This window comes from Mucilaginibacter sp. P2_A5, from assembly GCF_056404995.1.
Genome location: NZ_JBFUCY010000018.1, coordinates 12,093 through 38,041, shown reverse-complemented (window position 1 = coordinate 38,041; position 25,949 = coordinate 12,093). Strand labels below are relative to the sequence as shown.

Below are 25,949 nucleotides of genomic sequence, written 5' to 3'. Positions count from 1 at the left end.
TGATTTTGTATCTCAAATTTCATGTTGTATTATTGCTTTCGGCTGTATGCCTTAAGCTTTCAGCCCGCTTACCACACCTTCAACCCAAACTTCTCCGCCCACTCTTCAGCCTTATCATATCCGGCATCGGTGTGCCTGAAAATACCCATCGCCGGGTCGTTATATAAAACACGTTTGAGGCAGATAGCGGCGCGTTCGGTGCCATCGGCCAGTACTACCATGCCGGCATGCTGAGAGTACCCCATGCCTACCCCGCCGCCGTGGTGAAACGAGATCCAGGTGGCGCCGCCTGATGCGTTGGCCATCAGGTTGAGCAGCGGCCAGTCTGACACGGCATCTGAGCCATCTTTCATCGATTCGGTTTCGCGATTAGGCGATGCTACCGAGCCACAATCCAGGTGGTCGCGGCCTATCACTATCGGGCCTTTTACTTTACCGGATTTTACCAGCTCATTAAACAGCAACCCGGCTTTCTCCCTGTCGCCCATGCCCAGCCAGCAAATACGGGCAGGCAGTCCCTGGAAGGATATCTTTTCTCTTGCATTGGTCAGCCATTTGGCCAGGGGTTTATCGTCAGGGAACAGTTCCATCAATGCCCTATCAGTAGTATAAATATCCTCCGGATCGCCGGATAAAGCTACCCACCTGAACGGCCCTTTACCCTCGCAAAACAAAGGGCGGATATAAGCCGGTGTAAATCCGGGGAAATTGAATGCATCCGGTTCGCCCCCCTGCCGGGCAAACTCGCGGAGATTGTTGCCGTAATCGAAAGTTATGGCACCGCGGTTTTGTAATTCCAGCATCAGGCCTACATGCCGGGCCATACTTTTTAACGATAGGCGCTTATATTCTACCGGAGCGCTTTTGCGTAAATCCAACGCTTCCGTTAACGACAGACCATTCGGGATATACCCGTTCAAGGGATCATGTGCCGATGTCTGGTCGGTTAAAATATCAGGGATAAAGTTGTCAATCAGCAATCTTTCCAATAGGTCGCCCGCATCGCTTACCAAGCCTACAGACAGGGTTTCTTTTTTGTGGATAGCTTCTTTTACCCAGCCGATGGCTTCTTCGTAAGAGTGGGTCATCCTGTCGATATATTGAGAATCCAACCTTTTTTGTATACGCGTTGCATCCACATCGGCACCTAAAAATACGCCTCCTGCCATGGTTGCCGCCAATGGCTGAGCACCACCCATACCGCCTAAACCGGCGCTTACAATCAGCTTGCCGGCCAAATCGCCATTAAAATGCTGGTTGCCGCACTCTACAAAGGTTTCGTAGGTGCCTTGCAAAATACCTTGTGTACCTATATATATCCAGCTGCCGGCGGTCATCTGGCCGTACATCATCAGGCCTTTGGCGCGCAGATCATTAAAATGCTCCCAGTTGGCCCAGGCGGGAACCAGGTTGCTGTTGGCTATTAAAACACGCGGTGCTTCGGGATGGCTTCGGATAATACCTACCGGCTTGCCCGATTGTACCAGTAAAGAGTGATACTCATCGAGCTCCAGCAACAACTCAATAATTTTCCTGAGCGATTCGGGGTTGCGGGCAGCCTGGCCAATGCCACCGTACACCACCAGCTCGGCAGGGTTTTCGGCAACCTCGTCATCAAGGTTATTGAGGAGCATCCGCAAAGGAGCTTCGGTTTGCCAGCTTTTGGCGTGCAGCTGCATACCACGGGGCGCTTTGTACACCGGGTGGCTGGCGTAGGTATTAATAAATTCCGAACTCGTCATGGCTGAGGGTTATGTGGTGATGAATAGCAGCGTTATCGGCAGTTGCCAAAAAAGAGCCATCGGTAATAATTTGATGTAAACGGTTAATATCATCCGCAAAAACGCGGTCGTTATTTATGAACGGAACATATTGGCGCACACATTCATGCATCGCCTCTACCACCGGTGTTGATTTTAATGGCCTGCGAAAATCCATTGCCTGCGCCGCATAAAGCAACTCGATGGCCTGGATGTATTCGATATTATCTAATACCATGTGCAGCTTGCGCCCGCTGATGGACCCCATGGATACATGATCTTCCTGCCCTAATGAAGTAGGCACGCTATCGGCGCTGGCCGGGAAACACAGGGTTTTATTTTCGGTAACCAAAGCCGCAGTGGTGTATTGCGGTATCATCAGGCCCGAGTTTAAGCCTGCATCACGGGTGAGCAGTTTGGGTAAACCATAACGGCCTTCGCTCATGAGGTAGCAGCGCCTGTCGGCTATATTGCCCAGTTCGGCAGCGGCCACGGTGGCGTAATCTAACGGCAAGGCCAATGGCTGCCCGTGAAAGTTGCCGCCGCTAATGGTATCATCGGCACTAAAAATAACGGGGTTATCGGTAACCGAGTTTAGCTCTATTTCGGTAAGTTCTTTTAAATGCAGCCAGGCGTTACGCGATGCGCCGTGTACCTGCGGCATACAACGTAATGAATAAGGATCTTGCACCCTATCGCAATTAATGTGTGACGAATTGATCTCTGATCCGTTTAATAGTGTAAACAGCCGGTCGGCAACCATTTTAGTGCCTTTAAATGGGCGTAAAGCATGGATACGGGCATCAAAAGGCCTTACCGAGCCCATCAGCCCTTCTAAAGACATGGCGCCAATCAGGTCGGCCCGGTTCAGCGCATCGTCCAAACGCTGAACGGCTTTTATCGCGAAAGCTAATATAAATTGAGTGCCATTGATTAGGGCAAGCCCCTCTTTAGGGCCCAACACCAATGGTTGCAGGTTATGGCTTTGTAACACCTGGCCCGCTGGTTTGCGTTCGCCATTTTCATAAACCTCGCCCAAACCTATCAGCGGCAAAAACAAATGCGATAACGGGGCCAAATCGCCGGATGCGCCTACAGAGCCTTTTTCGGGAACGATGGGCACAATATCGTTGTTGATATGCCAGATGATGCGTGTTAAAGTATCCGGTGCAACGCCCGAGAACCCTTGCGCCAAGGCATGCACTTTGGTTATCAGCATCAGTTTGGCTATCTCCTGCGGGATAGGTTTGCCCACTCCTACGCTATGGCTTTTAAGGATATTGCTTTGCAGCAAACTGGTATCGGCCTCGGATATATGTGTATCGCATAGCGGGCCAAAACCTGTATTAATGCCATAAACCGGCTTTTGCGCATGAACAATTTTTGCAACCTCGCCCCACGACGTACGGATGGCTTCATCGGCATCCGCATTAATTATGCCCCTGGTTTTGCCTGCGGCAATATCGAGGCAAGTGCCGATGGTTAAATGATCTGTGCCGTAGTTGAAAATATTATTCATGACCGGCGATTTTTAAGTTGGATGTTAATTTTTCGCCGATAGCGGCAGACAGGTTGCTTGAGCGGAAAGTATTTTCGACAGCTGTAATAGCCGGCAACAATTGTTTTGATATGGCATCGTTATCTACAAGCTGTACCATGGCCTGGCCTATGGCGTCCCACACCGGCAATATCTGTTTCAGCAACGCGCGGCCGCTATCGGTTAAAGTAACCAGTTGCCTGCGGCCATCATCGGCACAAGTAGCGCTGGTAACCAGGCCGCGGTTTTTTAAATTGGTAATCAGCTGGCTTGCCGCCGGGTGCGAAACTTCTATCTGTTCGCTCAGTTCCTTGATAGAAAGCGCGTCGTTTTTTGATAACAAATAAAATACCGGGAACCAGCTGGCATCAAAATCTATCCCCTCATTTTGGTAAACACGGTTAATCTCGGCCAAAAAAGCTTCGCTTAACCGCCTTAACCTGCTACCCAATACCAAATAACCCAGGCTTTGATATAAATTCATAGTGCAATTTATATAAGTGCTTATATAAATGCAAATGTTTTGGGAAAGAATTTTTTGGAGTTATTAATAAAACCCGAACTGGAAGCCTGGAGCAAGCGTTACTGCTAATTTAGATATGATAATTAAGGTTTGCCGTTATGATATCAAAAGCGGCGCTGCTCAATCGCTCATTTTTAAAAGAATAATGTGCAAATTTTTGTGGATACAGTAAGCTATTAGCAAGATAACGAGTAAGTATAGACTTCTGAAAACTCATTATCGAAATATTTTTGTTGGTAATTCCGGTATATATAAATTCTGAGTGGTCAAAATAAAAAAAGTAGGTGGCTGCATTTTTAAAGCTTTCATTAAAGTTTATTTTAATATTGCCTCCGCTTATCTCCAACCCGCCTTGTTCTATACTGCGAAACGCCACCCGTGCCACAGATTGTTGAGGATTATCTAAAAACAAAACTACTAATGAAGTATAATAACCAGCATCTCGTGCCAAATCTACCAGGTCTTTAAAGCTTGAGTCGTTAAAGACCGTCTCCTTATTCGCGTACGGATAAAACTTGACTTACCAGCAGCGTTACAACCAGCCACAAATACAAACTTAGGTTGCTTCATTGAGAACTTAGCTCCTTGATGACCGTATCTTTTACTTGAACTGGCATGTCATTTTCGTCTACAATAATTTCAACGCTAACCAGATACCGTTCGCCGGTGGGTAATTCCTTGGTGTAGTACTCGCCATCGCCTTCGTATTTTGCATAAAATGGGTTACCAAGTTCAAAGGCGCGTTGCCTTCCCAGTTCGTGAATGTTATCAATGTTAGATAACAATTTTTCCAAAAAAACAGGTCTTTCCATGGGGCATCATTTGATCTTCTAATTACAAATCATATCGAATTTACGCAATGTTTAAGGATATTGGACGAATACATTCATTGAATTTAAAAAATGCCGACCATTTAGGATTCAAAACCATCGCTATATTTCATATCTAAACTATGGTTAACCCAGCTGCGTTATCCTGCCCCTATTCATCTTTGGGTTCCCAAAGCTCAATAATGTTGCCTTCGGGATCCAGCACATGGACGAATTTGCCATAGTCATACTCAGCAATTTCATCAACAATAGTCACGTTTTCTTTTTTTAGCTCGTCAACCAGCGCAGCCAGGTTTTCTACCCGGTAATTAATCATAAAAGGCTTTGTGGAGGGATTGAAATATTTGGTATCCTGCGGAAACGTACACCAGGATGTTGATCCTGTTTTCGAGGGATCATCTGCCTCGCGCCATTCAAAGGTTGTTCCGTATTCACCGGAAGGCAATCCAAGGTTTTTGGCATACCATTCGTTCATACTTTGCGGGTTCTCGCATTTAAAAAATACGCCGCCTATGCCCGTTACTTTTTTCATATTTAAACGTGTTGTAAGATTAAAAAATTGATATAAAACCGGAAGAAAAAGTTATGTATTGCGTTATCAACCAATATATTCAAAGAATATTTATCAATAATTAAATATTTCTTTATGCACAACCTTCCGGGCAATTTCCTTCTATTTTCGGATATTACCAAATCTGTTTTTAAATCTTCAACGCTGCTGGCAATTTTTATTTATCCGCCCACAGCAAAAATACCTGATTGTTAAATAATGTACGGTTGGTCAGCATTGAACCTATCGGTATTGATCCCGAGCCCCACCTTTTTGGTAAGCTTAAAAAGAATTACGATAACGATTTTACTAACCTGATTCCCCAGTCAAATTGCCAGCGGTTCATCAATATAATAACCCGCAAAACCATCTTAAACATCCATTAGCTTTTTATTTACACAACATGCTATTATATAATAATTTACCTAAATTTATACAACCAAACCTATGCTACTATGGAAAAGATACCAGCTCCCGAACCTCTTTCAGAAAACAAGCTCGAGGTTGCCGTAATTAAACCGTTTGACAGCATCGCCCTCGCATTTTCGGGTGGAGGCTTCCGTGCAGCCGCGTTTTCATTAGGTGTACTGTCGTACCTTGATAAGGTAAAATTTGATGATACCGCCGACGAGCTTTTTGGCCTCAGCATGCTGCAAAGGGTTAGCTATATGTCGTCGGCATCGGGCGGCACCATAGCAACCACGCTGTATGCCTTGTATAACGGCAAGGGCAAAAGCTTCGGCGATTTCTATAGCAAACTTTTAACGGCGCTAACCGGCGACGAGCTGTTAAAAAACGCGATGGAAATGCTGGCCGATAAAAAATACTGGAAAACCCGGGAGCTTAAGAGCCGCAATATTATTAACGCGTTTTCGTTGGCTTACGATAAATATTTATTTGATCACGCCGATCTTGAATCGCTTTGTCATGACGGGGCGCCCGGTAAACACTTACAGGAAGTTTGCTTTAACGCCACCGAGTTTTTTACAGGCCAATCCTTTAGGCAGGATATCAAACTGGTGCCCGATGCCGGTAAAGACCCCTATTTTACCTACGGCAATATGGTGATATACCTTAATGAAAAAATAGCGGGCAAACTTAAACTGGGCGATATACTGGCGGCTTCGTCGTGCTTTCCAGCGGGTTTTGAGCCCATAATATTTCCTGATGATTTTACATACCCAGGCCTGTACCCGGCCGAATTGAAAAACGCCCTTACCATGCTGCCGCAAACCGGCGATAAACAGGAAAAGGAATTTATAAGCAAAAAACACTTTGGGCTGATGGATGGCGGCATTACCGACAACCAGGGCCTTCAAAGCATGATGTATGCCGATGGCCGCCGAACCCGGCACGAAACCGACCTGCGGCATTTTGATTTCCTGATGGTTAATGATGTGGGCAGCCATTTTATTACGCCTTACGTAATGCCCGAAATAAAAAAAGGCTGGGAACTGTCCATTAGGGGGCTCATGTTTATAGCCGCCGCTGTTATCGCCGTATTATCGGCAGGTGCCTGGTATGGTATAAAGCACAATTACGCTTTATTAACCGTAGGCTGCTCCTTGCTTATTACCCTGCCATTAATTTTCTTGGTGTTTACGCTCTATTTAAGAAGCCAGCTACTGGGTGCCGCGAACTCGGCATTGATAGTAAACTTTAAAAAGAACTTTACCGAGCGGATAATTACGTTGCTGGTTGGCTATTTTGCAAAAACACCATTAAGCGTTATTAAACAAATGATAATAGCCCGGGCAAACTCGGTGCTGATGCTTAACCTGAGCATATTTTTAAAACGGATAAGGCAACTGCTTTACAATAAATTTTATTTTTCGCCGCAGTGGAAAAACCGGGGCAAGGGCAATCATATTTACGACCTTTCGTTTTCAAACGATATTAACCGTAAAGCCGATAACGGCTACCGGTCGCCAACACCACCAGTACTCAATCCAAGCCGCGATATGCAGATTGTAGCCCAGGTGGCCTTTAATATGGGCACTACATTGTGGTTTGATAAACAATCCACTGAGCAAGAGCATAGCGAGGCCTGTATAATAGCCTGCGGACAATTTACCACCTGCTATAACCTGTTGCAGCATATTACAAGGCTACTGGCTATAAAGCCGGGAGAAGCCCCTTTTGACAGCAAATACCGTAACCGCTTAATAAAATTAGAACAACAAATGCTGGCAGATTACGAGGCCTTTAAAACCAATCCTTTTTTCTATTACAACCAATTGGGATTGGATTTTAAGGTGCCGGGCTTTAAAGAGGTTACGATGAAAGAAATTCCGTTTCCGGATGATTGGAAGATGGATGATATGAAAGCAACCAGCGTTGATTAAGGGAAAAAGCCTGATCAAATGCCGGGCATTCACCTAATACCTAATTTGGCTTTCGCGGCATCCATCAGGTTAACTCCGTCCGAAGCGACAAAAGCAACAATTAGCCTGGTGTTTTTTGACGAATCTATCACATAGCCGATTCCGTTTTCTGTGGCTATGTCTTTGATTATGGCTATTGCTTTGTCCAATATAGGCTTCGTCAATTCTTTCTTTTTTTCTTCTATCTGCACGATGGCGTTATCTTGAAAATCTTGCATTTCTTTTTGAATCATCTGCAACTTTTTACTTTCTACAGCCCGGATAGAATCTGTCATGGTGCGATCAACATAAGCAGGCAAATAACTTGTATAATCATCGTTCATTTTTGTTAAATGATCAATAAATGGTTTTGTAAAAGCATCCATTTGCTTCTTCACATCTTTAGTTTCGGGCATTTGAGCCATTAAAGTATCGAGATCAATGTAGCCTATTTTTACCTGGGCTGTGGCTTTATTGCTTGCCAACGCAATGCATAACAACGTTAATAAGATCAGAAACGGCCTTTTCATATAAAACAAAGATATATTCCATTTCCGCCGCGAGCCGCATTTGATATTGTTAAAATCTGTTAATTCGATCTGAAATAAAATTCGCCCCCTTAATGTAACTTCGCCCCCTTATGATTTTAGAAGTAGAAGAAGAATTTATTGTTGGCGAGGATACATTCCTGGATAGCGTTGTACCTGATTCATCGCACGGCGTTGTTTTTGAAGATGACTTAACAACAGGATATTTTTACGCAATAGGAAAAATGCCGGGCCAGACAATCCTGGATGCCGTACATATTTATAATGTAGCCGACGTAACAGACAAAGCCATACCCTGCAACATCAAAATAGCATGGACCGACGACTGGCAATTAGCCTCGTTATTAATCAATAACTACTGCCACGCCATATTTGATTTTAAAAACAAAGTTGGATATTCCCGCAATGCCTTCCCGCCCAGCAATGGCAAATGGAGAACTGATAATGAACGAACTGTATTGACAGACGAGTTGATAGATAAGTTATTGATGGGGAAATAGTTTGGGCTACTCCCTCATTTTTTTCAATTCCCGCAGCATCATTCCGTAATCCATTCGCCTTACCATGGCGTTTATGGTGCTGGCTATCCGGTTGGCGCGGGTGGCGTCGGTTTTGGCGCTATCTATCCATTTTATAAAATAGCCGCGGTGACTTTCGGCAAGGCTGTAAAAAAAGGACTCGCCTTCGGGTTCGTATTCAAAACATTCCAGCAGGTCGGCCGGGATGGCGAATTTAAAATCGTCGTCGGGTTCAAGCTGCGCGCGCAGCATGGCGCCGCGGCTTTTATGCAGTGCCTTGCAAACATCTTTTTTCAGCGCCATAATAAAGTTGCCCTCGCCCATGGGCATCAGGGCCATGCCGCGCACGCCAAGGTTATCGAGTTTGCCCCTCACCCGGAAAGATTTTTTATTCCCCGGCTTCATTTCCTGGGCAACGTCCGCCGGAATTTCGATATAAGTCCACCCGGTTTTTTCGCCCTGTTCAGCAAATTGCAAAATAATGGTAGTAAAATCGACCATAGCACGGTATATATTATATTTCTGTTGCTAAATATTTAATAAAAAATACCAATTGTTAAATGTTTGTTAAATCGTACAAATCTATTGATTTAGGTGTAACGAATGGAATAGTACCGCTGTCTTATAGATATAAATTAAAAAACAAATAACCTCAAAACAACAACAATATGAAAACCCTAAAATCAATAATCGCAGCAGTAGCTTTAGTAATAGTATGTGGCGCAGCCAAAGCAAACGTAATAGCCGAAGGCGACAACCTGACCCGCAATTTCGCAATTAACACTTACGTAGATGCCATGACCCGCGGCAAAATCCAGGGCCTTGGCGATGTGGTTGACCAATCGGCTAAATTTAATATGTTACGTGGTAAAAACGTATTAAGCTTTACCAAAAACGAAATGATCGAGTCGGTAAAATCAAACAAAAATATCGAGCAAAATTGTACCACTAGCACCACCATTATGGAAAGTAACTCCGACATGGCCGTTGTAAAAGTAGACATGCAGTTTGACGGCTTTGTGCGCACCAACTACGTAACCGTTGCCAATACCGGCAAAGGCTGGAAAATTACCAACGTATACAGCGTTTTTAAATAAAAAAGAGAGTTTTAGTTTAGTGTTTATAATGTAAGTAAGTATAGGCCCCGCCAGGCGGGGCCTTTTTTTTGCACACGAATTTATAAACACGAATTGCACGAATTTATTCGAATTGCACGAATTAAGGTTAATCAGGTTTGCCATTTAACTGGCGGTTCTAAAAAGTTCGCATCAATATACCGCATTCTATTCTATAAAATTCGTATCAATTCATGAAATTCGTATGCAATCCATTCGTGTCAATGCGATCCAATTCGTGCAATTCGTGTGCATTAATTCACCAGCGGCTTCAGCACCTTTTCCCATTTATCATAGCCTTTCGGGTTCAAATGCAGGTAGTCGGCTTTAAACAGGCTGCTATCCGGTTGGGTTGTGCCGGGTTTATAGATGGCCGGTACTAAATCTACATAATGACTCTTAGGCTTATTCTTCAGGTAGGCTTTTATCAAACTATTAGCTTTATACACTTCGGCATAATATTTGGCGCGCGATGGGCTTGGCTTTACCGACATATAATAGACCTCTGTTTTAGGCAGCCTTGCATGAACCATCTCCCACAGCTTAGCAAACTCATCTGCCACAAATTTGGCGGTTTTGCCCGCGGCAATATCATTTTCGCCGGCGTAGATAAATATCTTATGCGGCCGGTAAGGGAACAGGATATAGGGCGTATAATAATCAACCAATTGCTCAATGGTGCTGCCGCCTACGCCGCGTTTAATGATGGGCTTGCCGGCAAAACGCTGCTCCAGGTCGGCCCACAGGCGGATGGACGAACTGCCTATAAACAATATGCCGTCCTTTTTGGGGAAGCTGATGCTATCCTGGTGTTTAAACGCCCGGATCTCGTCATCAAACGGAAACCCTTGCTGCGCAAACAAATTAGCTGTAAAGGCACAACCTATCAGCAATAAAAACAGTTTTAATTTCATGTTTTATGTAGTCAGGCGCTCTTCAAAAAACAAAAAGGGCAACTGGTTTTCTATACCCTGTATTACCCAAACAGGCCCCTGCTGTGCATATAATATAATTTTGATGGGCCTGTTTTGTTTTTTTTCCACTTCGGCCAATACCTGCAGGCACGATCCGCAGGAGGTTACCGGCCGGCTAAGCTCAAACTCGTCGGTTTGGGCAGTTACGGCCATGGCTTCAACCGGGTCGTTGGGGTGGTTGGCGCCCCAGTAAAACAAGGCAACCCGCTCGGCACATAATCCCGAGGGATAGGCTACGTTTTCCTGGTTGCTGCCGTAAATAATTTTGCCGCTTCGCAACCGCAATGCCGCCCCTACCCTAAACTTTGAATATGGCGAATGAGAGTTTTTTAATGCTTCGGCTGCTTCAAGGCACAGCTTATAATCGGTTTTGTCCAATTGTTCAATAGTATCGTATTCGTCGAAAGCTATTTTAATTTCGTGGTTAGTCATGGCCTCACCCTGCCCGCTCCAAAGGAGGGGATTTTCTTTTTAAAGGTTATATAAAAAACTATCCCCCCATTCATTTAAAGAATAGGGGGATACAAGGTAATGAATATTTGTGATATATGTTTTGTTTGAACAGAAAATTGCATTTACGATCAATTCCATCCATCTCCGCAACGTTTGGCTAAATTCTGCCGCTCTGTGAAAGCTTATTGCCTTTTTAAATGAGTTTCGGTGTAAAGTTCAAACGCTTTGCCTGGCTCTGCAATTTCAAACGTTTCTGTAAAATGATGTTCGTCATGAATAATGTAGGTTTCCCGGGCACGGTATCCCGCCGGGATATTCTCAATAGCTTCAGAAACAAAAACGATTGTTTTTTTATCTGCCGATATATGGTCCAGTTTGTACTGGTTAACAAAGCCCTCCGTGTGGAACTGTCTTAGCATAAAAGATTTTTTGCCACCATCATAACTAATGTATCCTATATCTTCATGAACTTCGCCCTTATTTTTATTGACGGCGGCAGGCGGGTACGTCGATCTGTTGTTTACCTGTATGTACCTTTTATTCATTATCCATTGGTAAGTGCGTTCGTACTTCCCGGCGCCTGGTTCCCCTTTACCTTCGCCTTGCCATTTTCCAACAAAATAATTCATGGGCAGCCATAAACTGTCTCTTTTGGAAGTCTGCGCCAGGCCTATTACCGGCACAAAAAACATTATAAATAATAGCTTCTTCATCAACTGGTGGCTTAATTGGGTAAGGCCTTTTTTGCCGAAAAACTGCAAAAAAGGAAGTTTTGTATTGTTTTAAACGGCGTAACATGATCTTCGGTAATGCACCTGATCTTTTGAAAAGCCCCGGCCAGTTTCTCCTGCAGTTTATCTTCCGAATACTGCTGCACCTCCAGCCCGCTGCATTTCATGGGCCCCTGCTCCGAAAACGTGCCGATGGCCATAAACCCGCTTACTGCTTTTTGGGCAACGGCAAGATACTTTTCAACCTGTGCCTCCGGAGTTAAAAAGTGAAATGCGGCCCGGTCATGCCAGATGTCATACTGCCGTTGGGTTTCAAAGCCGGTAATGTCACATACAATCCATTTTACCAGGTTTTCTTTAGGCCCCAGGCGCGCTTTTGCCCGTTCCAGGGCCTGTTCAGATATATCCAGTACAGTAATGTCGCGGTAGCCATTTTCCAGCAAAAAATCTACCAGCCGGCTATCGCCGCCGCCGATATCAATTATACCGGCAGTTTTGGGCAAATTAAAGCTGGCTATAAAATTCAGCGAAGTTTGGGGGACCTCCTGTGTCCAGCTTACTTCATGCGGCTGCTTATTGGTAAAAACAGCCTCCCAATGCAATTTCCGATCAGACATTTTATGATGTTTTGTGAAATTAACAATACTAAAATAAGAAAAGTATTTTGATGATTACCCTGTTGTTGCAAATATCGGAGTTTATCGTTGTGTGTAGGCTTACCGTTTTAAAAAAAGGCGGGGCCGATGGTGAGGATGGTTAGGCAGGCCGCTGGAGCTGAATAGTTGGGATAATTTGCCTGGCACTCTTTTTCCTGCCTCAAATCTAATTATGGCGATGCCTTTGGCCCGGGCTGTGCACTCATACGCGCACAAGGCATTAGGCGCTGGCCGGTATCCGTTTCCATCCCTATCGCGGGGGAAGTTTGTCTGAACTTGGATTAAGCAGATTTATCAGATTACAGGATTTTGCATATTTCAGAGCTAAAACAATCACAAGTCCCCATCGCTATGCCCTTTACACAAGACTTGGGCTGAGTAAGGGATGATTATTAGATTTAAATGGTTTATGAAAGAATTTAAAAATTTGCGAATACTTAATGGAAAAAATGCCAATCGTATATTAAATAAAAAAAAGATGAATCTAATTGAAATTTTAAAGATAGTAGCCGGTATTTCAGATGCCTACTATCAGCGATTATGGCAAAAAATATGTCTACTTAAACTTTAAAACGAAGAAAAAAACTGTCGCAATAATTATTAAACCCCAAAGTGCAATTTTAATACGACTGTTTCGCTTTTCATCTTTGCTTATGTTCTCAATTAGCAAAGACAACTTTAGAATCTCTTTTTTTACAGTAATCAAATCTCGATTTTGACGGGCAAGGATAATTTCTAAATACGATTGATGACTTTTATACAACTCATTATATTTATTCATCGTAAATTCAAGTGCTTCACCCGAACATTCACTAAATGTATGCTCTAATTCTAACAAAGTTATATTATTTGAGATTATTAGTGACAAGTCATCAGTTAAGATTTCGGTTGTACTTTCAATATCAAAGTATAACTCCGCTAAGTTAAATTTTGATGATTCGGCCATTAATTTTTCAACACTGGATTTACCTAAATTTTGTTGAGCATCTAAGTAAATTTTAGCCTTTGGACTTTCAATTTGCATAAGGTGGTTACCAATTGCAAGCTGCCTTTTTATATTGATAATACTTTCTCGAAAGGTGTGGAAAACGTTTTCACCAATATCAATTTTCTTTAAAATTGAAGCTTTTCTTATTTCAAAATTATCTTTTTGTTTTTGAGATAAAAGATTGTAAACGATATTCAAACTTTGTGACAATACTACGGCACTTCCCGTTATAATTGCTGCAGTTCCGTAATCTAACATAATATGAGAATTTAAATCAAATATAAATATTTCCCCTTTTTGGGTACAAGTCTTGGGAAAATGGATTAAGCGAGGTAGCCTTATGATTTTGGAAATATTATGCTTATTCATCACAAGCGCTCTTTCGCTCTGCCATTTATGTAAGCATTGCGCTAAGACCAGTAAATATTAAAAATTCGACGGAACAGCGGTCATATGTGGCTACGAGATTGCCACGCTGTCGCTCGCAATGACAAAGATTTCAATTTCGCTAAATCGTTCCCGTTGTACTATCATCTTAAAGTAAGATCCATGAAGCAAAACCTAAAATAAGCTCACACAATTTGTCAATATATTGGCATAAAACAAAACCATAGGCATATAACGTATAAGCAAAAACAACAATAAGCGTTATGTACAATGGTTAAGGGTTATATTTAAACAGTCGTTGGATACCGTTTGTAATTTTTTTACCTTCGCCAACTTTTTTATATTTTATTTGTTATAATTGCACGTAAGTTCACATATACTTTAAGAACCACCGATATAAAGTATTTGCTTTTATTGCCAGCATTTAACAAAAAGTTTTCACTAAAATTAAATGTGTTCACCATGAACAACACAGATCAATTCAATACAGACTTTTTATTCACAACTCCTACCTATCTGACTGGAGCTGCTACCATTTTTAATATAGCGGGTAATTTTTATGAATATAATGAAAGTTCATCAGATGAAGAGGCGGATTACAAAGCTATAAGTAACGACTTTAACATAATAGGTAATGATTTAAAAAATGCAATTATTGAAGTAACAGAAAAAAAGTAACTTTTAATAATGGCAACTGATAATAAACCTAATCCTAAAAAAGATCCCGAAAATAACCTAAGTATAGTTGACGAGGCATTAGTCAAGTCGAACCCTCAATTATTTGGTGATATACCAAAAGAAAAAAGGGCGGAAATGCTAAGGGCCGTAATTAGCATCACCAAAATCCATAGTGGCCCCTTGCCTCCTTTAGAGTTGATACAAGGGTATGAAGAAATATATCCGGGCAGCGCTAAATTGATATTTGAAATTTTTCAAAAACAATCACAACATAGGATAAAGATGGAAGATACAGTTGTAACTTCTAATCAAAAACAAAGCGGCAGAGGGCAAATATTTGCTTTTATAATAGCGATATTATTTTTAGGTGTTGCTGCCTGGGTTACAATAAGCGGTCATGATGCAGTAGGTGGTTTACTTGGAACCGTTGACTTGCTGGGATTGGTAGCTATTTTTATAACAGGCAAAAGACAACAGGCCACTAACTTACAGCAAAAAAATCCGGATAACACACAATTGCCTGCTGCTAAAAAGACAAACAAGCGATAGTTTAATTTATGCTGTTATTCCCGCCTCCGCTTAACGCAAATCTTGTGTTAAGCAAATGAGCGATGGCTGACTTGTGACTGCTTTAGAACAAAGTTTCTACCTCCATCAATATGCCGCCTTTTTTCCATTAGTTCCCAAAAAAACTCATGACGACTACTACCTGGTAGTTTTTTTTATTTCTACAGCTGGTTTCCTATTCCGGAAAATTTCCTGCTTAATCCTAAAGAAGGCGTAAATCAGCAGGGTTAAACCCAGGATCCAAAACAGGGCATAAAACTTTCTAAGTTTCTCCATTTAATGCAAATATGGGATAGTAAATGTAATATAAGTTTTTGAGCGTTTTGCTAAATCGTTCTTCGAAAAATAAAAAGTTCATTAAACCCCTCCCTGCCTTTGCGCTCAGTTCCACCGCGCCCCTCCCGAGGGAGGAAATTGGGAAAAAGTGGTTTCGGGATACGAAAAGGGTTCGTTTTTCGCAAGTTGTCAGCAGAACAGCTTCGGGTGAAAACGGCCAAAACGATGGTGGGTAGTGCGGCTGCAGGGCATAGGAAGTTTTTGCACGCGCGGGGGATAAAGCGCGCCGGGGCAAAATAATTCCAGCCCAGGTTTTGGCCGTTTTGCAGGGCAAAGGCCCCGAGCGCAAAGAAGCATTTCTGCTGACAGCCATTTTGGTTACTTTTGGGGCTTCAAAAGTAACAAGCCCACCCGCGGCAATTGAGCGAGCCGATGTTGTAGCTTCTACAAAATAATTTCGTAACCCACAAAACATCAGGCATAGTTCAGAGATTGCTTCGTGCCTCGTATTTCCATAGTTTTCGTTCAGCTAAATCGTTCCCCGAAAAGTAAAAAGTTCATTAACCCCTCCCTGCCTTTGCACTCATTTCCACCGCGCCGCTCCCAAGGGAGGGAACTGGAAAAAGTGGTTTCGGGATACGAAAAGGGTTCGTTTTCTCGTAGGTGTCAGCAGAACAGCTTCGGGCGAAAACGGCCAAAACGATGGTGGGTAGTGCGGCTGCAGGGCATAGGAAGTTTTGCCAGAAGGGGCGGCCTGTGCGGGCAAAGCAAAGGGGGCAAATAATTCCAGCCCAGGTTTTGGCAGTCTTGCAGGGCAATGGCCCCGAGCGCAAAGAAGCATTTCTGCTGACTTGAATTTTTGGTTACTTTTGTTTCAAGACAAAAGTAACAGCCCTCCCGCGGCGAATGAGCGGGCCAATGTTGTAGCTTCTACAAAATAATTTCGTAACCACAAAACATCAGGCATAGTTCAGAGATTGGTTCATGCAATGACATAGTTTTTGTTCGGCTAAATCGTTCCCCGAAAAGTAAAAAGTTCATTAACCCCTCCCTGCCTTTGCACTCATTTCCACCGCGCCCCTCCCGAGGGAGGGAACTGGAAAAAGCACTCGTTTTTCTACGGGTATCGGCAGAACTATATGGCCACGAGATTGCCACGCTATCGCTCGCAATGACATAGTTTTTTTGTTGAAATACAAATATAACCATCGTTCAAGCCCCTCTTTCCGGCGCAGCCGAAGAGAGGGTGCCGCGCGTAGCGCTGGCGGGTGAGTCTTCGCCGACATGCGATTGACTACTTTACAATCCCCATTGCATAACGGCTCAGCATAGCCACGAGATTGCCACGCCATCGCTCGCAATGACATTTTTTTTGTCTTGATACTTGATACTAACTACCTGATACTAAAACACTAGCTACTTCATACTATATACGAACTCACATTACTATAATCAATATTAGTTACCACGCTATAATCGGGTAAAAAAGTATTCTCGCTGCTCAGGGCCATGTCCAGCTCAAAACTGGCGGGGTATGGGGTTTTCAGGAGGCTGCCTTTGGGGATATAGGGAAATAGCTCGGCATAAGTTTGAATCTGGCTGTGGTTGATGCGGCGGTAGATGAACATGCGGTGCAAATCGCAGGGCTTGGTGAGGCCGGCGGCGCCTATCATCTGGATGGCACTACCTACCGTAGCTTTGTGAAAATTGGCTACCCGCACCTTTTTATCGTCGACCACCAGGCCGCGCATGAGGCTTTTATCCTGGGTGGCTACGCCGGTTGGGCAGGTATTCATGTTACACTCCAGCGCCTGGATACAGCCCAGCGCAAACATCATACCGCGGGCGCTGTTGCACATATCGGCGCCGATGGCAAAATTCTTCACCAGATCAAACCCGGTAGCTACCTTGCCCGATGCGATGAGCTTGATATGCCTTTTAATATCGAACCCGGTGAGGGCATCGTACACAAAAGCCAAAGCCTCGCGCAGCGGCATACCTACCGAGTTGGAAAACTCCAGCGGCGCTGCCCCAGTACCGCCCTCTCCCCCATCAACGGTAATAAAATCGGGGTAAATGCCGGTTTTCACCATGGCTTTACAAATGGCCAAAAATTCGCTTTTATGGCCTACGCACAGTTTAAAACCGATGGGTTTACCACCGGATAAGTCGCGCAGTTTTTTTATAAAGGTGGTTAGCCCTATCGGATCGGTAAACGCGGTATGGTATGGCGGCGATACTACATCCTGCCCCATCTCTACCAGTCGGATCCGGGCAATTTCGGGCGTTACCTTGGCTGCCGGTAAAATACCCCCATGACCCGGCTTTGCGCCTTGCGAGAGTTTGATCTCGATCATTTTTACCTGGGGCAATGTGGCGCGTTGGGCAAAGGCGTCGTAATCAATAGTACCATCCTTATGGCGGCAGCTAAAATAGCCGGTGCCTATTTGCCAGATGATGTCGCCGCCGGGCTGCAGGTGATGATCGCTCAGGCCGCCTTCGCCGGTATTGTGTGCGAAGTTATCCAATTTGGCGCCCCCGTTAAGGGCCAGTATGGCGTTCTCGCTCAGCGAGCCGAAGCTCATGGCCGAGATGTTGAATACGCTGGCCATATAGGGTTGTTTACAATTGGGACCGCCAACTTTTACCCGTGGGGCCATGTTCAACTTGTGATGATCAATGGCCGCAATGCTGTGGTTAAGCCATTCGTAGCCGTTTTCGTAAACATCAAGCTCGGTACCAAATGGGCGGGTATCATCAACCATTTTGGCGCGCTGGTACACTACGCTGCGGTTTTGGCGGTTGAAGGGTGTACCGTTGGTATCACTCTCTACAAAGTACTGGTATATTTTGGGGCGCAGGTCCTCCATCAAAAATCGCAGGTGGCCAAACACCGGGAAGTTGCGCACGATGCTGTGCCGTTTTTGCACCAGGTCGTAAAAACCAACGGCATAAATAGGCACCATGATCACGAACGACCACGCGGCGGGTTTCCAGATGATAGTCCACCCGGCAAGGGCGGCAAATATGATAAAGAATGAAACTATGAAAAGCTTTCTCATTGGGTTGTTAAATTGATATAAAACTGGTGTTATATTATATAAAAGTAGATTTTAATTTAAACAATGGCGCAATTGTATGGTTAAACCTGTAATTCAACGTCGGCAAATTGTCATTCAATGTCTGCGAATTGTAAATTAGCAATAATAGATGTTTAAACATCTATTATTGTATTATCTTTGTATCAACAAAAAAAACAAATATCATGTCAACACAAACAGCAACAAAATGGGTTATCGACCCAATGCATTCCGAAGTACAATTTAAAGTAAAACACTTAGTTATATCAACCGTGAGCGGCTTTTTCAAAAGCTTTGCAGGCGAATTAGTTACCGATGGCGATGACTTTGAAAATGCCGAGATCGACTTTACGTTAGATATCGACAGCATCGACACCAACCAGACACAACGCGACGAGCATTTGAAATCGGCTGAGTTTTTTGATGCAGCAACCTATCCAAAAATCAGCTTCAAATCAACTTCATTCACCAAAACAGGTGATGACGAATATGCCTTAAAAGGCGATTTAACTATCAAAGATGTAACCAAACCAGTTTCGTTAGATGTAGAATTTGGCGGTTCGGCTGCTGATTTTTATGGCAATACCAAAGCCGGTTTCGAAATCAGCGGTAAAATTAACCGTAAAGAATTTGGCCTTACCTGGGATGGCGTTACCGAAGCCGGTTCAATTGTAGTAGGCGAAGACATCAAACTGTTAATTAACGTTCAGTTTGCCAAACAAGCTTAATTGTTTGAATGCTGTTGCTGTGTTTTAATAATTAAAATGCCGCTGTTGTTAAGTATACGTAACAACACGGCATTATTGAAAACAGCAAAGCAATACAAACTTTAAATAAAAAGCCATCCCCAAAAAGGATGGCTTTTTTTGTGTTTAATGCGCCTTTTTTAATTCCCCTCTCGAGAGGGGGCGGGGTGGAAAGTGCAGTGGCAGGGGTGTGTTAACCAGCGTTCATCCGCGCCTCTAAAGAGCAATATCGTCACAAATTACCCAAAATCCACAAAACACCAACCACCTGATTATCAACACAAATAGTGTTCCACACCCCATTTTTATTAAAACACAAAACCCTGATTATCAATACCAAGGCGTTCCAGAGCGCTCCGCATGTTCCGGTCGTTCCGGCGGAACGCTTTTACTGATTTATTTGCTCCCTGTTGTATCCCGCTCCACCAGTTCCATCCCGCATTTGGAGCAAACGCCCGGCTTGTCGAAACTCAAATCGGGGTGCATGGTGCAGGTGTATTTACTCTTCGTTTTTACTACGGTTTTAGTATCGGGGCTGCTGCACGAGGTAATGCTGCCTAAACCAAATGCGGCCAGTGCCAATATGATGATTAATTTTTTCATGGTTGTTTGTTGTTTATAAATGATGCAAAGCCAAACAAAGATACCACCAGCACGCCTAAGGCAGCAAGCATACTCACGATGTCGCGAATATTTTTGCCGGCCCAGGTCATGCCGAAATATTTATGCAGGAAGATAAAGGATAAGCCCTCGGCCCTGTCTATACCCGTTACTTTGGTGGCCAGTTTGGATGTGGCGGTTTCGATGTACCAGTTATCGCCGTTGGGATAGCTCACCCGCTCAACGGGTAAGCGCTTGTTAATGAAGCCATATTCGTTATCAAACTGCCTCAGCTGGTGCACCGTAACCCGGCCGTAAAACTTCCCGGCGTCTAACCGGGGCTGATAATAGGTACTCAGGAAGCGGGCATAATCCTCGTCGGCATTAAGCTGCTCCTTGCCGGTTATGGTATTAAAATAGGCTATCTCCTTTTGATCATCAGTTACCTGGTAATAGGTATTGCCGCCGAAGCTAACCAGCCCCACCTTGCGCATCAGGCTATCGGCGCAGGGCAATGTTAAATTGGATACTGCTAACTGCTCTCGTTTAATCACCTGCCCGTAATCAGCCTTTACAGGCCCATTGTCGTGCAATTTCACCACCAGATGGAATGCGCCGCTGATAACAAAAGTGAACATCACAAAAGATACAATGAGCCCAATTTGCCTATGAGAGCGATGCAGGAAGCGCTTGTCCTCCACTCCTTTGGCCTTCCGGTTTTGGGTAATGGTTTTAAACTTTTTCCACATCAACCCATAAACCGTTAACCCACTGACAAGCGCGAACAGCATGATACCCATGATGGTGAGTAACACCACGTTACGAAAAGTATCACCACCCCATCGGGCCAAAAACTGCCAGGTATGAAACTCCTCAAACAAGGATAAAAACGCCTTGCGGGTGTTGTTATTAAATGTAGCCATGCGGCTTTGCCCGGTCTCTACATAAACGTCCATCCCGTCGGGCCTGTCGAAAGACACTTTCAGCACGGGGAGCAAATGGTTGATAGCCTGGTACTCACTATCAAAACCACGCTGAAGGCTAATCTGGATGGCCGATGTGCTATCCTGCGTAAAATAGCGGGCAAGGTATTCGGCATAGTCACTGTCGCCATGTGGCAGCAGCACACCATCTGTTGCCGAATAGTAATTGTACACACTATCTACCCCAAGTACCTGGTAAAAGGTGCCTTTTTTAAAGTTAATGAGGTTGAAATTGCGCAGCGCTGTAATATGGTTGCGGTCCAGCACCTGCTGAATAGTAAGCACCGGCTTCATTTTGCTTTGCGGCAAAGGTTTAAAGATCTCCCGCGCAATTGATGGCCTGAACCAATTGGACATGAACGGGTGCGACAATCCGCTCAACGTCCAGAAGATAACCGGGACGAGGGCTGTTAAACCCAGCACCCGGTGCCATTTATAAAAGTTACTTTTTACTGCTGCTGATGCCATTGATCAATACTTTGAAAATGAATAACTGATACCCAGGGTATAAGTACGCGGCGCGGCGGCATTATAGGTATCGCCATACCGGTTGCTGGTTACCGTAGTGGCGTACAGTTTATCGGTTAAATTTAATATATTAAACCAGATGCTGGCCCCTTTTAATACACTGCTTTTAACATCGTAACCTAAACGCAGGTTGTAAATGTTATAGCCGCTATAAGTTTTGGTATTAGCCGGGTTGGTATAGTACTGGTTAATGTGCTGCCACTCACCTGCTATCCTGAAACCCTGCAGATAGGCGGGCTTGTAGGTAAGTTCGGAATTGGCCATCCAGGCAGGCGCGTTACCCATCCGATTGCCATCGTATTTAATAACCGTATTGGCGCCGGTACTGTAATCGATGCCTGGCTCGCTGTAATTTACGTAAGTATGCCTGGCATTGGTACCGCTAAACCTGAAAGTTAGTTCCTTTACCGGTGCGAATGTCAGGGAATATTCGATGCCCCGGTGGCGGGTAGCGCCCGCGTTTTGGTTTTGGGTGGTATTATCGGGCATTAACTGGCTGATGATTTCGTTACGGCCCTCCAGGTCAAACAGGCTTGCCTCAAAATATAGCTTCTTATCAAACGCTGAAAACCAGCCGCCTAACTCATAATTATCAAACGTGGCTTGCTTTAAGGGAGTTAGCTGTCTGGAACTATACAAATCGCCGGTTTCCGGTGGCTGGAAACCTACGCTATAATTGGCATAAAAACCTTTGTTGCTGCCCAGATCATACGTCACCCCCAATTTAGGAGCCACAATGTTAAAGTTATTGGTTTCCTGCTGTTTGTATTTGGTGCTGCCAACAGGCAGGTTATTGCTAAAATCGTAATGCACCCTGTCGTACCGCAAACCTGCTACAATACGCATGGCCTCGATGGGCTTTATTTCATATTGCATATAAGCTGCGGTATTGAATAATTTGATACGGTAATCATCGATGTATTTGCCGGTGTTTGTAAAGCCGGTGTAGTAGTTATTCTGCACATCCTTATCAATATCAAGATATTGAGCATAGTACGAACTCGGGCTATCATCAACATAAACCCCTCCTATGAACCTGGAGTGTAGAAAATTAAAATTAACCCTATGCTGCGCCAGCAATCCATAACTTTGAAAACGCTGATCATTCACCTGTCCGTTACTGGTCAGGTAGTTGCCGGCATTATCCCTAACGTCGGAGATAAAATAGCTTGGCAGTTGGGCAGTTGAATTATGGCGAAAGAACAAAGTGACAAATGTACTATTCTTCTCATTCCACTGATGATCCAGCCGCGCACTTGCCCTGAAAGACTCAACCTTACGGTAGGTAAAACGCTGGTTAGCACCATAACTCCTGTTGTAAAAGTGAGTGCTGTCCAAACTGCCGGGCGTTTGGGTGTTTAGATAATTGTAAGCTGCAGAAGTTGTTAATCGTGTACCCGCATTAAAATCATACGTGGTTTTAAAGTTGGCCGAGTACCTATCAAAATCAGAATAATCCTGCCAGCTATCTTTTTGGTGACCGATGTACCCGCCCACATACAGGCCAAATTTACCTTGCGTAAAGCCACCATCTGCATCAACCCGGTGGTAGTGGTAGTTATCACCACGGATGGAAACATTGCCTGCATAGCCCGATGGCGGTCCCTGGGTGACGAAATTTACCGCCCCGCCAATAGCGTTACTGCCATAAAGCGATGATGCAGGACCTTTAATCACTTCAATATCCTTTACGCCCGACATGTTGATCTCATACAGCGAGTTATGGTTAAAAATACCTGTAGGGCGTATCGGCAAACCATCTTCCATGTACAAATAAAGTGCATTGTAAGTAATGGGCTGGCGGATGGCCATGGTATGTTGCTCGTTCCCCAGGTCGACCATATAAACGCCGGCTACTTTATTGAGCAGTTGGTATAGGGCAGTTGCCCTGGTATCTTTTATTTGGGTAGAGTTTATTTTACTGATGGCAATAGGCGCATCCTGCCTGGCCTGGCCCTCGCGGCTGGCGGTTACTACCACAGGCGCCAGATCTAAAGTTGAGGGGGACAAAGCAACGTCGAGCTTATTTTTAGTAACGCTAACTACTTGTGTAGTATAGCCTACCATGGTTATCTTGATTTCGAAAGTTCCGGGCGACGTAATAACATACTGGCCTTTGGCATCTGTAGCGCCCAGCTTCTCGCCGCTGGTATTGGCAACAACGGCGCCAGCCATGGCTTCGTGGGTATTGGCATCGGTTACGATAACCTGGATATTGACCTGACTGTAAGCCAGGTTGTTGAGTATTAAAAACAATATAGATAGAATGAAAAATCTCTTCATGTATTAGCTATGGGGAGTTACCTCCGGTGGATAAATAAATTGTATCCGGATGAGTGATTTTAATTATGTCATTGCGAGCGTAGCGCGGCAACCTCGTCCCAAGCAAATCGAATGGGTAAGGCTACGAGGTTGCTTCGTCGTTCCTCCTCGCAATGACAATGCAGGAGAATATAACAACGCTTGCTCAAAAGCTCGCAGCAAGCCATATCAATCAAAAAACATCCGGAAAAAAATGAGTGGGATTTATCCTAACTGCGGGGGCTGGAAGATCACTGCGGCCGGGGTAGGTGGCAGACAGTCATCATACGGGGTATCAATTACTTGCAACAGGCTGGAGTGGAATTTAACATCAGTGTTACTGACAACAAACACTTCCTGGAAGAGGCTTTTTTGCGACTGCCTTTCGTCGCTGGCCTGCTTGTCCTCAGCCTGTTTTATCTTTTTCATGAAGTAGCATTTGCCATCGCAATGCATCCAGGGCCTGGCCCGGTTTTCGCAAAGTTTGGTGGCAATGTAATTCCGGTTCAGCTCAAATCCAGCGTATGCAAAAAAACGCGAGAAGTTGATTGCTACCAGCGAAAAGATCAATAAATAGGCTGTTACACGTTGCAGCATAATGCGGCAAAGGTAAACCCAATCCGGTTAACAAACAACCAGGGTATTCTATTTTTGCAGAGAAACAGGTAGGTCCGGATACAAACACTATTAACTATCTATATAACAACAATTTAAGTGTCAGGATAAATATCGTTTCAATATCAAAATTATTCATCGTCGTCATCATCACCTACCAGTCTGGCGCAACGCTTATTGGCTTCTTCAAGGTCGAAGGCATTTATATCCCATTTACCGCCTTCGGGTATGCCCATCCATTCCAGCATTTCTTCGTGGTCGTTATGGCTGGGGTCGTTCGTAATATCTACCATGCGGTAGTAACCGTACACGCCACCGCAGTCTTCGGGCGGGCAGGCACCCTCGCCACCAAGACAATATGGGGCAAACACCGGCTCTCCGGTTGTTTTTTCCAGCAAAATCTCATGCTTCCAATCATCGCCGAAATCGTAAATGTAGGTATACTTTTGCCTGGCCCGTTTAAATACTTCGCTAATCAGGTAATCTTCACTGTCGCGCTCATCATCGTCATTGCTGTAATGGTCAAGCAGCTGGTAATAAGGCTTCGATCCCCATCCTTTTGCCGAAAACTGGTACAAATGGCTGCCGTCCCAGCCAAATACAGCCTGTATCGCCATATGAAATTCATCAAAACTAATATCTTCCGGCACCAGCAGCCGCCGCCAAACTACAGGGTTGTCCGTATAAGTAAGTGTTATTTTAAACTGGAAAGCTTTCATGGTTTATCGTATTAAAGATGTCAAAAAATCTACAAAAAAAATTAAACCCGGCACAACAACTTTAACATTATCAGAACGTTTTTTTGCAAAAAGGCATAAAAAATTAACAAATCAAGTTTTTGCAGTTCAGATGCCACAGGCCGACATAGGACAAACATAATAACATAAAACTACTTAACCCAAAACACACTATGTTCACCCAGGCTTTTTTGTATCTGGATCAACTAAAAAAGTTGATTGATTTTAACAGAATCATTGTAGCTTTATGCAAGTATTATAACTATGTTGGACTGAGCGAATTTATCAACAATAACCTCTTAAACAAAAACATCACATCCTATTAAAATACCCACAACCACCCACCTAAACCCAATGATAGAAAATTTCAAAGATAACTTTTTAGTGATGAGCTTGCTTCGATATGGATTTCATATCACCGTTTTCCTGGTTTTTTACTTCATCGTCGACCGTTCGTATTTCCCTGTACAGCAGTATTTTGTGCAATCGTTATCCAGCCTCCGGTACGACACCCCAATATCAGTGTCACAGTATGTCTTTAACGCTTTATTGTTTTTTTCGATATTATGTTACTGGGCCGATTACAGGATCATCCGGCAATGTATGCTCAAAGAATATAAGATTCTATATCTTTTAGTTTTGGATGCGTTTTGTTTATTGCTGGCTACATTGGTTATGGTTTGTTTTAACAATCTTGTTTACAACCGGAAGCAAATCGTTGATGCGTTATCTCTGAATAGCATTCCAACCGTTTTGGTGTTGATATATCTTAAGAATTGGATTTTTATCAGGATGCATAGTAAAAAGGCCGGGGCTATCCCAAATATCAGCAAATAGAGGGCGTTATTTGAATTGGTCCAATCCGTACATACACTCGCACACCAACCCCGGGATACTATTCTCCG

Annotated in this window: 28 protein-coding genes; 8 read left to right on the top strand and 20 right to left on the bottom strand. The window is 44.0% G+C overall.

Going from position 1 to position 25,949, the window contains the following annotated elements; all coding sequences use genetic code 11:
* Positions 1-68 precede the first annotated feature (68 nt).
* From hutU to AC1DXF_RS16965, 6 genes are all read right to left on the bottom strand, one after another.
* Positions 69-1,742 (bottom strand): urocanate hydratase, encoded by a 1,674-nt coding sequence (gene hutU, locus AC1DXF_RS16990; RefSeq protein WP_477449918.1) that lies wholly within the window; start codon positions 1,740-1,742, stop codon positions 69-71.
* Positions 1,720-3,279: a histidine ammonia-lyase gene (gene hutH / locus AC1DXF_RS16985; protein WP_477449917.1), complete on the bottom strand. Its 1,560-nt coding sequence runs from the start codon at positions 3,277-3,279 to the stop codon at positions 1,720-1,722. The genes hutU and hutH overlap by 23 nt, the downstream gene beginning before the upstream one ends.
* Positions 3,272-3,781, bottom strand: a complete 510-nt coding sequence (locus AC1DXF_RS16980; protein WP_477449916.1) for a MarR family winged helix-turn-helix transcriptional regulator — start codon at positions 3,779-3,781, stop codon at positions 3,272-3,274. The genes hutH and AC1DXF_RS16980 overlap by 8 nt, the downstream gene beginning before the upstream one ends.
* A gap of 109 nt (positions 3,782-3,890) precedes the next feature.
* On the bottom strand, positions 3,891-4,271 hold the full coding sequence (locus tag AC1DXF_RS16975) for a hypothetical protein (protein ID WP_477449915.1): 381 nt from the start codon (positions 4,269-4,271) through the stop codon (positions 3,891-3,893).
* A 115-nt stretch (positions 4,272-4,386) separates the two neighbouring features.
* Complete coding sequence (locus AC1DXF_RS16970; RefSeq protein ID WP_477449914.1) at positions 4,387-4,632, bottom strand: hypothetical protein; 246 nt, start codon at positions 4,630-4,632, stop codon at positions 4,387-4,389.
* 169 nt (positions 4,633-4,801) lie between these two features.
* Positions 4,802-5,182, bottom strand: coding sequence for a VOC family protein (locus tag AC1DXF_RS16965; protein ID WP_477449913.1), 381 nt, complete (start codon positions 5,180-5,182; stop codon positions 4,802-4,804).
* Positions 5,183-5,655: 473 nt separating this feature from the next.
* Here AC1DXF_RS16965 and AC1DXF_RS16960 point away from each other — a divergent pair, with 473 nt between their 5' ends.
* On the top strand, positions 5,656-7,545 hold the full coding sequence (locus tag AC1DXF_RS16960) for a patatin-like phospholipase family protein (RefSeq protein WP_477449912.1): 1,890 nt from the start codon (positions 5,656-5,658) through the stop codon (positions 7,543-7,545).
* A gap of 29 nt (positions 7,546-7,574) precedes the next feature.
* On the opposite strand, the gene AC1DXF_RS16955 is transcribed toward AC1DXF_RS16960, so the two are convergent.
* Complete coding sequence (locus tag AC1DXF_RS16955) at positions 7,575-8,093, bottom strand: OmpH/Skp family outer membrane protein (protein WP_477449911.1); 519 nt, start codon at positions 8,091-8,093, stop codon at positions 7,575-7,577.
* Positions 8,094-8,203: 110 nt separating this feature from the next.
* On the opposite strand from AC1DXF_RS16955, the gene AC1DXF_RS16950 reads away from it, so the two are divergent.
* Positions 8,204-8,611: a DUF2251 domain-containing protein gene (locus AC1DXF_RS16950; RefSeq protein ID WP_477449910.1), complete on the top strand. Its 408-nt coding sequence runs from the start codon at positions 8,204-8,206 to the stop codon at positions 8,609-8,611.
* 6 nt (positions 8,612-8,617) lie between these two features.
* On the opposite strand, the gene AC1DXF_RS16945 is transcribed toward AC1DXF_RS16950, so the two are convergent.
* Complete coding sequence (locus tag AC1DXF_RS16945) at positions 8,618-9,130, bottom strand: YdeI/OmpD-associated family protein (RefSeq protein ID WP_477449909.1); 513 nt, start codon at positions 9,128-9,130, stop codon at positions 8,618-8,620.
* A 167-nt stretch (positions 9,131-9,297) separates the two neighbouring features.
* Here AC1DXF_RS16945 and AC1DXF_RS16940 point away from each other — a divergent pair, with 167 nt between their 5' ends.
* Positions 9,298-9,726 (top strand): nuclear transport factor 2 family protein, encoded by a 429-nt coding sequence (locus AC1DXF_RS16940; RefSeq protein ID WP_477449908.1) that lies wholly within the window; start codon positions 9,298-9,300, stop codon positions 9,724-9,726.
* 272 nt (positions 9,727-9,998) lie between these two features.
* Here AC1DXF_RS16940 and AC1DXF_RS16935 read toward each other — a convergent pair whose 3' ends face one another.
* The 4 genes from AC1DXF_RS16935 to AC1DXF_RS16920 all read right to left on the bottom strand — a co-directional run bounded on the left by AC1DXF_RS16935 (position 9,999) and on the right by AC1DXF_RS16920 (position 12,519).
* Entirely contained in the window at positions 9,999-10,658 is a 660-nt protein-coding gene (locus tag AC1DXF_RS16935; protein ID WP_477449907.1) for a GDSL-type esterase/lipase family protein, read from the bottom strand.
* A gap of 3 nt (positions 10,659-10,661) precedes the next feature.
* Positions 10,662-11,150, bottom strand: a complete 489-nt coding sequence (locus AC1DXF_RS16930; RefSeq protein WP_477449906.1) for a cytidine deaminase — start codon at positions 11,148-11,150, stop codon at positions 10,662-10,664.
* A 203-nt stretch (positions 11,151-11,353) separates the two neighbouring features.
* Positions 11,354-11,884, bottom strand: a complete 531-nt coding sequence (locus tag AC1DXF_RS16925; RefSeq protein ID WP_477449905.1) for a heme-binding beta-barrel domain-containing protein — start codon at positions 11,882-11,884, stop codon at positions 11,354-11,356.
* A gap of 11 nt (positions 11,885-11,895) precedes the next feature.
* Positions 11,896-12,519, bottom strand: a complete 624-nt coding sequence (locus tag AC1DXF_RS16920; RefSeq protein ID WP_477449904.1) for a class I SAM-dependent methyltransferase — start codon at positions 12,517-12,519, stop codon at positions 11,896-11,898.
* Positions 12,520-12,967: 448 nt separating this feature from the next.
* On the opposite strand from AC1DXF_RS16920, the gene AC1DXF_RS16915 reads away from it, so the two are divergent.
* Entirely contained in the window at positions 12,968-13,129 is a 162-nt protein-coding gene (locus AC1DXF_RS16915; RefSeq protein ID WP_477449903.1) for a hypothetical protein, read from the top strand.
* Here AC1DXF_RS16915 and AC1DXF_RS16910 read toward each other — a convergent pair.
* Positions 13,115-13,804, bottom strand: coding sequence for a hypothetical protein (locus tag AC1DXF_RS16910; protein WP_477449902.1), 690 nt, complete (start codon positions 13,802-13,804; stop codon positions 13,115-13,117). The genes AC1DXF_RS16915 and AC1DXF_RS16910 overlap by 15 nt on opposite strands.
* A 591-nt stretch (positions 13,805-14,395) precedes the next feature.
* Here AC1DXF_RS16910 and AC1DXF_RS16905 point away from each other — a divergent pair.
* Together AC1DXF_RS16905 and AC1DXF_RS16900 are read left to right on the top strand one after the other, a co-directional pair.
* Entirely contained in the window at positions 14,396-14,611 is a 216-nt protein-coding gene (locus AC1DXF_RS16905) for a hypothetical protein (RefSeq protein WP_477449901.1), read from the top strand.
* 9 nt (positions 14,612-14,620) lie between these two features.
* Positions 14,621-15,160: a DUF2335 domain-containing protein gene (locus AC1DXF_RS16900; protein WP_477449900.1), complete on the top strand. Its 540-nt coding sequence runs from the start codon at positions 14,621-14,623 to the stop codon at positions 15,158-15,160.
* A gap of 156 nt (positions 15,161-15,316) precedes the next feature.
* Here the strand turns inward: AC1DXF_RS16900 and AC1DXF_RS16895 are convergent, their stop codons facing one another.
* Complete coding sequence (locus AC1DXF_RS16895) at positions 15,317-15,454, bottom strand: hypothetical protein (RefSeq protein ID WP_477449899.1); 138 nt, start codon at positions 15,452-15,454, stop codon at positions 15,317-15,319.
* Positions 15,455-16,875: 1,421 nt separating this feature from the next.
* Positions 16,876-18,516 (bottom strand): FMN-binding glutamate synthase family protein, encoded by a 1,641-nt coding sequence (locus AC1DXF_RS16890; RefSeq protein ID WP_477449898.1) that lies wholly within the window; start codon positions 18,514-18,516, stop codon positions 16,876-16,878.
* A gap of 203 nt (positions 18,517-18,719) precedes the next feature.
* On the opposite strand from AC1DXF_RS16890, the gene AC1DXF_RS16885 reads away from it, so the two are divergent.
* Positions 18,720-19,262 carry a YceI family protein gene (locus AC1DXF_RS16885; protein WP_477449897.1) on the top strand — a complete coding sequence of 181 codons (543 nt, stop codon included), beginning with the start codon at positions 18,720-18,722 and terminating at the stop codon, positions 19,260-19,262.
* 414 nt (positions 19,263-19,676) lie between these two features.
* On the opposite strand, the gene AC1DXF_RS16880 is transcribed toward AC1DXF_RS16885, so the two are convergent.
* The 5 genes from AC1DXF_RS16880 to AC1DXF_RS16860 form a co-directional block, all read right to left on the bottom strand.
* Positions 19,677-19,883 carry a heavy metal-binding domain-containing protein gene (locus AC1DXF_RS16880; protein ID WP_477449896.1) on the bottom strand — a complete coding sequence of 69 codons (207 nt, stop codon included), beginning with the start codon at positions 19,881-19,883 and terminating at the stop codon, positions 19,677-19,679.
* The gene (locus tag AC1DXF_RS16875; protein ID WP_477449895.1) at positions 19,880-21,331 is read right to left on the bottom strand and encodes a hypothetical protein; all 1,452 of its coding nucleotides are present in this window, start codon (positions 21,329-21,331) and stop codon (positions 19,880-19,882) included. The genes AC1DXF_RS16880 and AC1DXF_RS16875 overlap by 4 nt, the downstream gene beginning before the upstream one ends.
* A 3-nt stretch (positions 21,332-21,334) precedes the next feature.
* Positions 21,335-23,674, bottom strand: coding sequence for a TonB-dependent receptor domain-containing protein (locus tag AC1DXF_RS16870; RefSeq protein WP_477449894.1), 2,340 nt, complete (start codon positions 23,672-23,674; stop codon positions 21,335-21,337).
* A 243-nt stretch (positions 23,675-23,917) separates the two neighbouring features.
* Entirely contained in the window at positions 23,918-24,289 is a 372-nt protein-coding gene (locus AC1DXF_RS16865) for a hypothetical protein (RefSeq protein ID WP_477449893.1), read from the bottom strand.
* A gap of 149 nt (positions 24,290-24,438) precedes the next feature.
* A complete protein-coding gene (locus AC1DXF_RS16860; RefSeq protein WP_477449892.1) occupies positions 24,439-25,026 on the bottom strand; it encodes a plasmid pRiA4b ORF-3 family protein in 588 nt (195 codons plus the stop codon).
* Positions 25,027-25,398: 372 nt separating this feature from the next.
* Here AC1DXF_RS16860 and AC1DXF_RS16855 point away from each other — a divergent pair, with 372 nt between their 5' ends.
* Positions 25,399-25,881: a hypothetical protein gene (locus tag AC1DXF_RS16855; RefSeq protein WP_477449891.1), complete on the top strand. Its 483-nt coding sequence runs from the start codon at positions 25,399-25,401 to the stop codon at positions 25,879-25,881.
* The last annotated feature ends 68 nt before the right edge of the window (positions 25,882-25,949 follow it).

Coding starts and splice junctions, on each gene's coding strand:
- AC1DXF_RS16970 (WP_477449914.1), bottom strand. CDS start 4,632: ATGGAAAGACCTGTTTTTTTGGAAAAATTGTTATCTAACATTGATAAC.
- AC1DXF_RS16925 (WP_477449905.1), bottom strand. CDS start 11,884: ATGAAGAAGCTATTATTTATAATGTTTTTTGTGCCGGTAATAGGCCTG.
- AC1DXF_RS16915 (WP_477449903.1), top strand. CDS start 12,968: ATGAAAGAATTTAAAAATTTGCGAATACTTAATGGAAAAAATGCCAAT.
- AC1DXF_RS16920 (WP_477449904.1), bottom strand. CDS start 12,519: ATGTCTGATCGGAAATTGCATTGGGAGGCTGTTTTTACCAATAAGCAG.
- AC1DXF_RS16940 (WP_477449908.1), top strand. CDS start 9,298: ATGAAAACCCTAAAATCAATAATCGCAGCAGTAGCTTTAGTAATAGTA.
- AC1DXF_RS16895 (WP_477449899.1), bottom strand. CDS start 15,454: ATGGAGAAACTTAGAAAGTTTTATGCCCTGTTTTGGATCCTGGGTTTA.
- AC1DXF_RS16885 (WP_477449897.1), top strand. CDS start 18,720: ATGTCAACACAAACAGCAACAAAATGGGTTATCGACCCAATGCATTCC.
- AC1DXF_RS16930 (WP_477449906.1), bottom strand. CDS start 11,150: ATGACTAACCACGAAATTAAAATAGCTTTCGACGAATACGATACTATT.
- AC1DXF_RS16865 (WP_477449893.1), bottom strand. CDS start 24,289: ATGCTGCAACGTGTAACAGCCTATTTATTGATCTTTTCGCTGGTAGCA.
- AC1DXF_RS16955 (WP_477449911.1), bottom strand. CDS start 8,093: ATGAAAAGGCCGTTTCTGATCTTATTAACGTTGTTATGCATTGCGTTG.
- AC1DXF_RS16980 (WP_477449916.1), bottom strand. CDS start 3,781: ATGAATTTATATCAAAGCCTGGGTTATTTGGTATTGGGTAGCAGGTTA.
- AC1DXF_RS16950 (WP_477449910.1), top strand. CDS start 8,204: ATGATTTTAGAAGTAGAAGAAGAATTTATTGTTGGCGAGGATACATTC.
- AC1DXF_RS16945 (WP_477449909.1), bottom strand. CDS start 9,130: ATGGTCGATTTTACTACCATTATTTTGCAATTTGCTGAACAGGGCGAA.
- hutH (WP_477449917.1), bottom strand. CDS start 3,279: ATGAATAATATTTTCAACTACGGCACAGATCATTTAACCATCGGCACT.
- AC1DXF_RS16960 (WP_477449912.1), top strand. CDS start 5,656: ATGGAAAAGATACCAGCTCCCGAACCTCTTTCAGAAAACAAGCTCGAG.
- AC1DXF_RS16905 (WP_477449901.1), top strand. CDS start 14,396: ATGAACAACACAGATCAATTCAATACAGACTTTTTATTCACAACTCCT.
- AC1DXF_RS16860 (WP_477449892.1), bottom strand. CDS start 25,026: ATGAAAGCTTTCCAGTTTAAAATAACACTTACTTATACGGACAACCCT.
- AC1DXF_RS16880 (WP_477449896.1), bottom strand. CDS start 19,883: ATGAAAAAATTAATCATCATATTGGCACTGGCCGCATTTGGTTTAGGC.
- AC1DXF_RS16935 (WP_477449907.1), bottom strand. CDS start 10,658: ATGAAATTAAAACTGTTTTTATTGCTGATAGGTTGTGCCTTTACAGCT.
- AC1DXF_RS16910 (WP_477449902.1), bottom strand. CDS start 13,804: ATGTTAGATTACGGAACTGCAGCAATTATAACGGGAAGTGCCGTAGTA.
- hutU (WP_477449918.1), bottom strand. CDS start 1,742: ATGACGAGTTCGGAATTTATTAATACCTACGCCAGCCACCCGGTGTAC.
- AC1DXF_RS16875 (WP_477449895.1), bottom strand. CDS start 21,331: ATGGCATCAGCAGCAGTAAAAAGTAACTTTTATAAATGGCACCGGGTG.
- AC1DXF_RS16900 (WP_477449900.1), top strand. CDS start 14,621: ATGGCAACTGATAATAAACCTAATCCTAAAAAAGATCCCGAAAATAAC.
- AC1DXF_RS16965 (WP_477449913.1), bottom strand. CDS start 5,182: ATGAAAAAAGTAACGGGCATAGGCGGCGTATTTTTTAAATGCGAGAAC.
- AC1DXF_RS16870 (WP_477449894.1), bottom strand. CDS start 23,674: ATGAAGAGATTTTTCATTCTATCTATATTGTTTTTAATACTCAACAAC.
- AC1DXF_RS16890 (WP_477449898.1), bottom strand. CDS start 18,516: ATGAGAAAGCTTTTCATAGTTTCATTCTTTATCATATTTGCCGCCCTT.
- AC1DXF_RS16855 (WP_477449891.1), top strand. CDS start 25,399: ATGATAGAAAATTTCAAAGATAACTTTTTAGTGATGAGCTTGCTTCGA.